7 protein-coding genes and 1 pseudogene are annotated in these 6490 nt (G+C 49.9%); 5 read left to right on the top strand and 3 right to left on the bottom strand.

The features are described 5' to 3' along the window. Positions 1 to 9: 9 nt before the first annotated feature. The gene (locus tag AAC083_RS00440; protein WP_108535623.1) at positions 10 to 1224 is read left to right on the top strand and encodes an IS256 family transposase; all 1215 of its coding nucleotides are present in this window, start codon (positions 10 to 12) and stop codon (positions 1222 to 1224) included. 69 nt (positions 1225 to 1293) lie between these two features. Here the strand turns inward: AAC083_RS00440 and AAC083_RS00435 are convergent, their stop codons facing one another. Then, positions 1294 to 1896: a hypothetical protein gene (locus AAC083_RS00435; RefSeq protein ID WP_108535622.1), complete on the bottom strand. Its 603-nt coding sequence runs from the start codon at positions 1894 to 1896 to the stop codon at positions 1294 to 1296. 118 nt (positions 1897 to 2014) lie between these two features. Between AAC083_RS00435 and AAC083_RS00430 the strand changes: the two genes are divergently transcribed. From AAC083_RS00430 to AAC083_RS00415, 4 genes and pseudogenes are all read left to right on the top strand, one after another. Next, positions 2015 to 2221, top strand: a complete 207-nt coding sequence (locus AAC083_RS00430; protein ID WP_005895552.1) for a helix-turn-helix domain-containing protein — start codon at positions 2015 to 2017, stop codon at positions 2219 to 2221. A 247-nt stretch (positions 2222 to 2468) separates the two neighbouring features. Next, the gene (locus tag AAC083_RS00425) at positions 2469 to 3572 is read left to right on the top strand and encodes a DUF3289 family protein (protein WP_108535621.1); all 1104 of its coding nucleotides are present in this window, start codon (positions 2469 to 2471) and stop codon (positions 3570 to 3572) included. A 609-nt stretch (positions 3573 to 4181) separates the two neighbouring features. Then, positions 4182 to 4415 (top strand): annotated as a pseudogene (locus AAC083_RS00420) (DUF4172 domain-containing protein); the annotation flags it as partial. A 66-nt stretch (positions 4416 to 4481) separates the two neighbouring features. After that, complete coding sequence (locus tag AAC083_RS00415) at positions 4482 to 5309, top strand: Fic family protein (RefSeq protein WP_258224574.1); 828 nt, start codon at positions 4482 to 4484, stop codon at positions 5307 to 5309. Positions 5310 to 5384: 75 nt separating this feature from the next. On the opposite strand, the gene AAC083_RS00410 is transcribed toward AAC083_RS00415, so the two are convergent. Together AAC083_RS00410 and AAC083_RS00405 are read right to left on the bottom strand one after the other, a co-directional pair. After that, positions 5385 to 5645, bottom strand: coding sequence for a hypothetical protein (locus AAC083_RS00410; RefSeq protein ID WP_108535619.1), 261 nt, complete (start codon positions 5643 to 5645; stop codon positions 5385 to 5387). A gap of 60 nt (positions 5646 to 5705) precedes the next feature. Then, entirely contained in the window at positions 5706 to 6113 is a 408-nt protein-coding gene (locus AAC083_RS00405) for an H-NS family histone-like protein (protein ID WP_108535618.1), read from the bottom strand. Positions 6114 to 6490 lie beyond the last annotated feature (377 nt).

Below are 6490 nucleotides of genomic sequence, written 5' to 3'. Positions count from 1 at the left end.
GGTAAGCAAATGGACCAAGACAAACTCAAAGCACTCGCCGCTGAGCTGGCCAAAGACATCAAATCTGAAAAAGATCTCGGCACCCTCACCCAACAGCTGATCAAGCTTACCGTCGAGACTGCGCTCAATGCCGAAATGGACGAGCATCTGGGCTACGAGAAACACGCCCCGCAAGGCCGCGGGACCGGCAACAATCGCAATGGCTATTCCACCAAGCGCCTAACAGGACAGCACGGAGAGGTCACCATCCAGGCACCTCGTGACCGTAACGCTTCCTTCGAGCCTCAGTTCGTCCGCAAGGGCCAGTCCCGCCTGACCCAGATGGACGACCAGATCCTCGCCCTCTACGCCAAGGGCTTGAGCACCCGCGATATCATGGACGCGTTCAAAGAGATGTATGACGCCGACATTTCGGCGGGGCTGGTATCGAAGGTGACCGAACGTGTCATCGAACAGGTCCACGAATGGCAAAACCGGCCGCTGGATCCGCTCTATCCCATCGTCTATCTGGACTGCATTGTGCTGAAGATCCGCGCGAACCAGCGGGTGATCAACAAGTCGCTCTATCTGGCACTGGGTATCAATATGGAGGGGCACAAGGAGCTGTTGGGCCTGTGGCTGGCCGAGACCGAAGGGGCAAAGTGCTGGCTGTCGGTCCTGACCGAGCTGAAGAACCGCGGCCTGGAAGACGTCCTGATCGCGTGTGTGGATGGTCTAAAGGGCTTCCCTGATGCCATTGCCGTGGAGTATCCCCAGACCAAGGTGCAACTGTGTATCGTCCACATGGTGCGCAACTCGTTGCGCTATGTCTCCTGGAAGGACTACAAGGCGGTGACGGCGGATCTGAAGCAGATCTACCAGTCTGCGACGGAACGTGAGGCTCAGCAGGCGTTGGCGACCTTCGGCGAGCGCTGGGATAGCCAGTACCCGCAGATAGCGCGCTCGTGGCAGAATAACTGGGACAATCTGATCACGCTGTTTGATTATCCCCCCGCGATCCGGAAGGTAATTTACACAACCAATGCTATCGAGTCGCTAAATAGCGTGCTGCGCAAAGCGACCAAGCAAAGGAAGCTGTTCCCGACCGATGACTCTGCGCTAAAAGTGGCGTTTCTCGCGATACAGCAGGCTTCAAAGAAGTGGACCATGCCAATCCAGAATTGGAAGCTTGCCCTAAATCGCTTTATTATCGAATTCGGTGATCGCCTGAACGGTCACCTGTAATGGCGTGGGTAGTTACACAGAATTATTTACAGACTCTCCAGATCTGTTCGCAGATGTTGCTCTACCTCTCTATAGATTGCTTTCTCTTTTCTTAGGTGTGGTGATCATCCAGATCACAGTCAAGATTCGCTCAACAGCAGCTAGCTTGCCCTGTATTTCACGGCTCTCCTCAACAGCATCGCTGACAGCTTTGTCGATTATTGGTGCTAACAAGGGAAAGTGAGAGCGCAGTTCGTTGTATTCTGCAAGCTTGAGGTCGTTCATCTGCAACGTTTGACGGTAGTGTTGTTCTCTCGTACCCAACTTACTCTTAATGGATTCAAATTCATTCTTCACCCTCTCGATCTCCCTGTCTTTCTCCTTATCCTGCTCTGACACCAGAGCCTCTGGCCCAATAAATTCCTCTTTGAAATGCACTTCATCGAACTTTGGAGTCTTGATGAAATGAGAAAAGCGCTTCCCATCATCAACGTGCTTTCTCTTTAGGAGCCCCAAACGGACTAGCTTGATGAGATTCAAATAAATAATGCTATAACGCTTCCTATGTACCTTCGGTTCAGCCTTGGCACCAAAAACAGCACTTACGCACCCAGTCGCAGTGAAATCGTCCAACTGCAATCGAATTAGTGCGGTGTAGAGCGCGGTTGGTAACCACACAGTCTGGGAGCTCATAAGCAATCCTAGGTCTCGAACGAAAACGTTTAGTGGGAATCTAAACTCGATTGCGGATTATAATCCGTGGTCGTTAGCCAGACAACCAGAGATAGTGCTCGCCAGCGAGAGGCGAGACATGCAAGAGCTAGCAAAAAAATTTGGTGATGCTGTACGTGATAGACGGCTTCAATTGGGCGTATCGCAAGATGCACTCGCATATGCGGCCGAAATTGATAGAAGCTACGTAGGACGAATTGAGCGTGGTGAGGTCAATGTCACCCTGGAAAAGGCTTATCGTCTTGCCAGGGTAATGGGGTGTGATATTCGCGATTTGCTGCCATAGATATATTTGCCAAGTAATTATCTCTTCACCCAGATACAACTAAATTTCCCTATAATTATTCACAGTGATGGCAATTAGCATCATTGCCAGCTTTAGCATTTGCCTATTAGCTATTAAGCCCCTCCCCCTGTTGCCTATCTATAGAAAGCGTCACAAACTGCCGTTTTCAGAAAATGCCTACATGGCATCGATTGGTGCATTGATGATAAAGTGACCCTCTCACTACTCTTCATCGAGCCCTCTATACATGCAGAAACCTGACCTCAGAGACATTAGCCAACTTACCAAGGACGAGTTCAAGCGCATTCTAGGCCCTGTGGCTGGAAGCCTTGATGACGGGTCGAAGGTCGTATTGGGGATGCAATCTGATGTGTTTGCTTGCTGCACTATCCTGGGAGACCAAATCTCAGTGAGGGGGACACCAAGGTTTGAGCAGACCATCAAGTCAGCATATGCCCAAGCCAAGCCGACAATGTGGTTTGGTTCGGCAGAGAAAGAGCGCCCCAAGGCAGAAACCATTCCTCCTGCTCTCAAACCAAAAACCGATACAACGTCAGCCACAACCTATCGTGTGCCTGTGCTCATCTACAAGTCGAAGCGCGAGCCAGGTAAGAACGTTGATGGCAGCCCCGCCGAAGATATGACTTACGGCAAAATGACGGCAGAGCAGATCAAGGCTATCCCCATGTTTGTAGGGAAGATGGGAGATGATGGCTTTATTGGTGATCTCGAAAAGACTGATCCCAAGGTGTTCTTTAGTAGCTTCCGCAACATGGCCACATTGTTTGCATCTGGCGACTTGAAGATGAACATTCTGGCCATGATCGCCAAATTCGAGAAATCGGAGGGTGGTGAATACCGGAACCAAGCGTTGACGAGAGCAACGCGAGCTCACCCGACCACGATCAAGTTCTCAGATACCCTTATCAAGGAAGTGAAAGCAAAGCTGGCAGAACTTGATGGTGATGTGAACAAGCTTGTTCTGAGTGACTTGATGCAGCAATACAATAAGACCTCCGGCTTTCGGTTACCCATCTTCAACTCTGCGGCGGATAAGGTGCAGGGCCTCACAATTGCGGTTAACGATGTCTGGGCAGGCAAGGCGGAAATCGCGACATATGAAAAATTTGGCGACTTCTACAAAGGGACGATCAAAGTAACGCTATATGACCACTTCGGTCTCGATTATCCTGACATTGGCCCTGACCCCACGACCGGAAGAGTCAAGTTCTACGGCCTGGCGTCCGGTTTCAGAAGCTGGTTTGTTCTTCAACACTACAAGCGCTTTGCCTACAAGCCATTTTTGACCGTCATTGAACTCAGCTATCCATTCCAAGGGGAACTAAAGTGAGCGCAGCCGTGAAGACAGAGAGAACATGGGTATTCGTGTTTTTCATGCTCTATCACCTCTTGAATGCATCGATCCTGTTCATTCAGCCTGTCTATGACTGGTTTAACGATGAATACTCACTGACTGGCCTATATGTACTGCTCATGCCCTATCTCTGGGGTTTGATAACGATACTGGGTGCGATTTTGTTCTTGTCAGATCGCTCTTGGAAATACCTGGCAGGTAATCTACTCGGTGGTTCAATTCTTCTCTTTTGGTGGCTTAGACTGGCATCCCAATATTAGTGAGTATCATCAGGCATATGAATGAGCAGACCAGACGGCATCTGCGTGTGTGTGGCTTCATGCAGCGCAAGCTGCAAGCTCACAAGAACCATTCGAAACGAAAACGAGCTCCCGCCTTGTCTATCTACTGGTTGCAGTAGCTCCACCCAGCAGCAATAAATTCAGTTTTTCATCAGCTCCGGTCTGAGATTTTCAGCCTGTATCTCCATCCTCATTACCAGCTCTGCTGGTCTGCTGCATGTGTTATATTCGGCTCAAACATTGAGCCGAATGATGGGCTGGGTCGGCTCATTATTGAGACCCTAGCACGTTGGATGAGGAAATAATGGAACCATTTTGGATTTGGCAACAAGCTGATTGGCCCCATTTTCGTTGGCAGGATAGCGAGGTATTGCCCAGATTACGGCAGGTTCAACGCAGGCTGGGAATGCTAATAGGTAGTCATTCCAGGTTGGGGAACCCCGACCAAACGTTGGACACGTTATTGGCTAACATCATCGCCTCGTCCGCTATCGAAGGCGAACGTCTCAATGCCCAATCCGTGCGTTCTTCCCTGGCTAGGCGGTTAGGGGGATCACAAACTCCGTCCTATCCCGTGTCAGATCGCTCAGAGGGGCTCGCGGCCATGATACTGGACGCCATCGACAACCATGAACAACCACTGACAATTGAACGACTTTACCAATGGCATCGTTGGCTGTTCCCCGCCAACGAATGGTCGGTGCAGCGACTGAACGTAGGGCAGTTGCGAGGAGATGAGCCGATGCAGGTTGTCTCTGGGCGTGTTGATCGTCCCACCGTGCATTTTGAGGCACCGCCCAGAGCAACCCTGGACGATCAACTGACCGAGTACACCCTCTGGTTTAACCAGACTCGGCATGATCCAACGATGGATCCGCTTCTTCGTGCGGCAATTAGCCATTTTTGGTTTGTGACCCTTCATCCCGTTGATGATGGCAATGGGCGGCTCACGCGGGCATTGACCGACCTCGCGCTGTCACAGGCTGACAGCCAGGGCATCCGTTTGTATGCCATGTCAGTCGCTATTCTAGAATGGCGGGCTGACTACTATCGGGCACTGGAGTCAACACAGAAGGGCACGCTGGATATTACCTCCTGGATTTGTTGGTTCCTCGACACACTGGATTACTCTATAGAGTTGGCATTACAAAGTATCGCTCGTAGCCTTGCCAAGGCTCATTTCTGGCTGCGACACAATCATGACTGTCTGAGTCCAGAGCAAATCAGGGTTGTTAACCGTTTATTGGATGGTGGCGAACAGGGTTTCGAAAATGGCATCAACGCCAGTCAATATCAAAAAGTCGCCGGAGTCAGCAAGGCTACTTCTACACGCCATCTGGCTGAACTGGTGGAAAAGGGATGCATTGAGAAATTACCTGGTGGCGGACGCAGTACACGCTATCAGATCCACTTGCACACCGAGGGTGTTTGAAAAAGCATCGCTATGGGGCGTTAATTTCATTTGGTAGATGAGATCTGCGATTAACGAACCAATGAAGCTCTTAAATTAAATTTTGACGCCATGATGAGTGCCGTCCGGCATATGAACGAATAAACTCAACCGACAGTCATGGCTCTCAACTGATCTTTTGAGCGACAATAAACTATTTAGAACATCGGGATCAATTTCAGGAACATCACCTGCACCGAGATTTGAAAGCAATTTGGTCACAGCGATATGAACTCGCAGCTCTTCGGCATGCTCCTTGGCTCTCAGGACAACCTCGGGTGATTCGGATGAGATGATATCCTCTAATGTTCTCCCCATATGGGCTCCTACTAGAAATAGAATTAAAGGCCCATGCCGAGCTGGCATGGGCTCTCAGCACTAGATCAAGAACTCTTCCAGAGCTTTGCCACTTTCAACGGCTGCCGCGATAGCCTTGGGCATGCGACCTTGGCCAGTCCAGGTCTTCTCCTGACCATCCTCGGTGTAGCGATACTTTGCAGGACGGGGAGCGCGTTTCGCTTTAGCTGAACCATCAGCCTTCGCCGGAGCCGCAGTACCAACCAGCTCGCTCGGATCGATGCCAGCGTCTTTCAGCAGCTCGGTAAACTCAGCCAGCTTTTGCAGGCGCTCGGCAGACTCGGCTTTGATTTTGTTTTCTTGCTGCTCACGTTCAGCAAAAACCTCATCCAATTTCTCTTTAACTTCGACCAACTGCTCAAAAGAAAGCTCGCGCAATGCTGCTCGCAGACTACGGATATTCAACAAAGTTTTCAAAAAATCGTTCATTTTTATCCTCATGTATCACATTTTTATATCAGTGAAATTATCTCTCAACCCCAGTATTAGCACCACTGTTTTTGGCACCAAGATGATTCGAAAAAATAGCATAATTTAAAAATCGTGAGCTAAATTGCGTTTGGGGCTGCTTAGTGGTCTAGCTCCAATCTGCTATGAAACTATGTAGCCAAAAATTAAATCTAGGTGGTAGTGAGCGTTGAGACCACCTCACCAGATGAGCCGATGAACGATCTTGATCGGCTCACGAAATGAGCCGATTGGACAATATCATTGGCTCACAGAATGAGTCGATGATAAGAAATTTTAGATTGGCCCTGGATTTGACCCCATAGGTCCAGACACTTTTTCCCGCTTAGGGCTGTGAT

The sequence above is a fragment of the Aeromonas sp. HMWF014 genome, assembly GCF_963878295.1.
Lineage (GTDB): Bacteria > Pseudomonadota > Gammaproteobacteria > Enterobacterales > Aeromonadaceae > Aeromonas > Aeromonas popoffii.
The sequence above is the reverse complement of the archived record's forward strand: the minus strand, read 5'-3'. Positions and strand labels throughout refer to the sequence as shown.

What these genes read in the sequence shown, in the direction of transcription:
- AAC083_RS00440 (WP_108535623.1), top strand. Translation starts at nt 10, where the DNA reads ATGGACCAAGACAAACTCAAAGCACTCGCCGCTGAGCTGGCCAAAGAC.
- AAC083_RS00435 (WP_108535622.1), bottom strand. Translation starts at nt 1,896, where the DNA reads ATGAGCTCCCAGACTGTGTGGTTACCAACCGCGCTCTACACCGCACTA.
- AAC083_RS00430 (WP_005895552.1), top strand. Translation starts at nt 2,015, where the DNA reads ATGCAAGAGCTAGCAAAAAAATTTGGTGATGCTGTACGTGATAGACGG.
- AAC083_RS00425 (WP_108535621.1), top strand. Translation starts at nt 2,469, where the DNA reads ATGCAGAAACCTGACCTCAGAGACATTAGCCAACTTACCAAGGACGAG.
- AAC083_RS00415 (WP_258224574.1), top strand. Translation starts at nt 4,482, where the DNA reads ATGATACTGGACGCCATCGACAACCATGAACAACCACTGACAATTGAA.
- AAC083_RS00410 (WP_108535619.1), bottom strand. Translation starts at nt 5,645, where the DNA reads ATGGGGAGAACATTAGAGGATATCATCTCATCCGAATCACCCGAGGTT.
- AAC083_RS00405 (WP_108535618.1), bottom strand. Translation starts at nt 6,113, where the DNA reads ATGAACGATTTTTTGAAAACTTTGTTGAATATCCGTAGTCTGCGAGCA.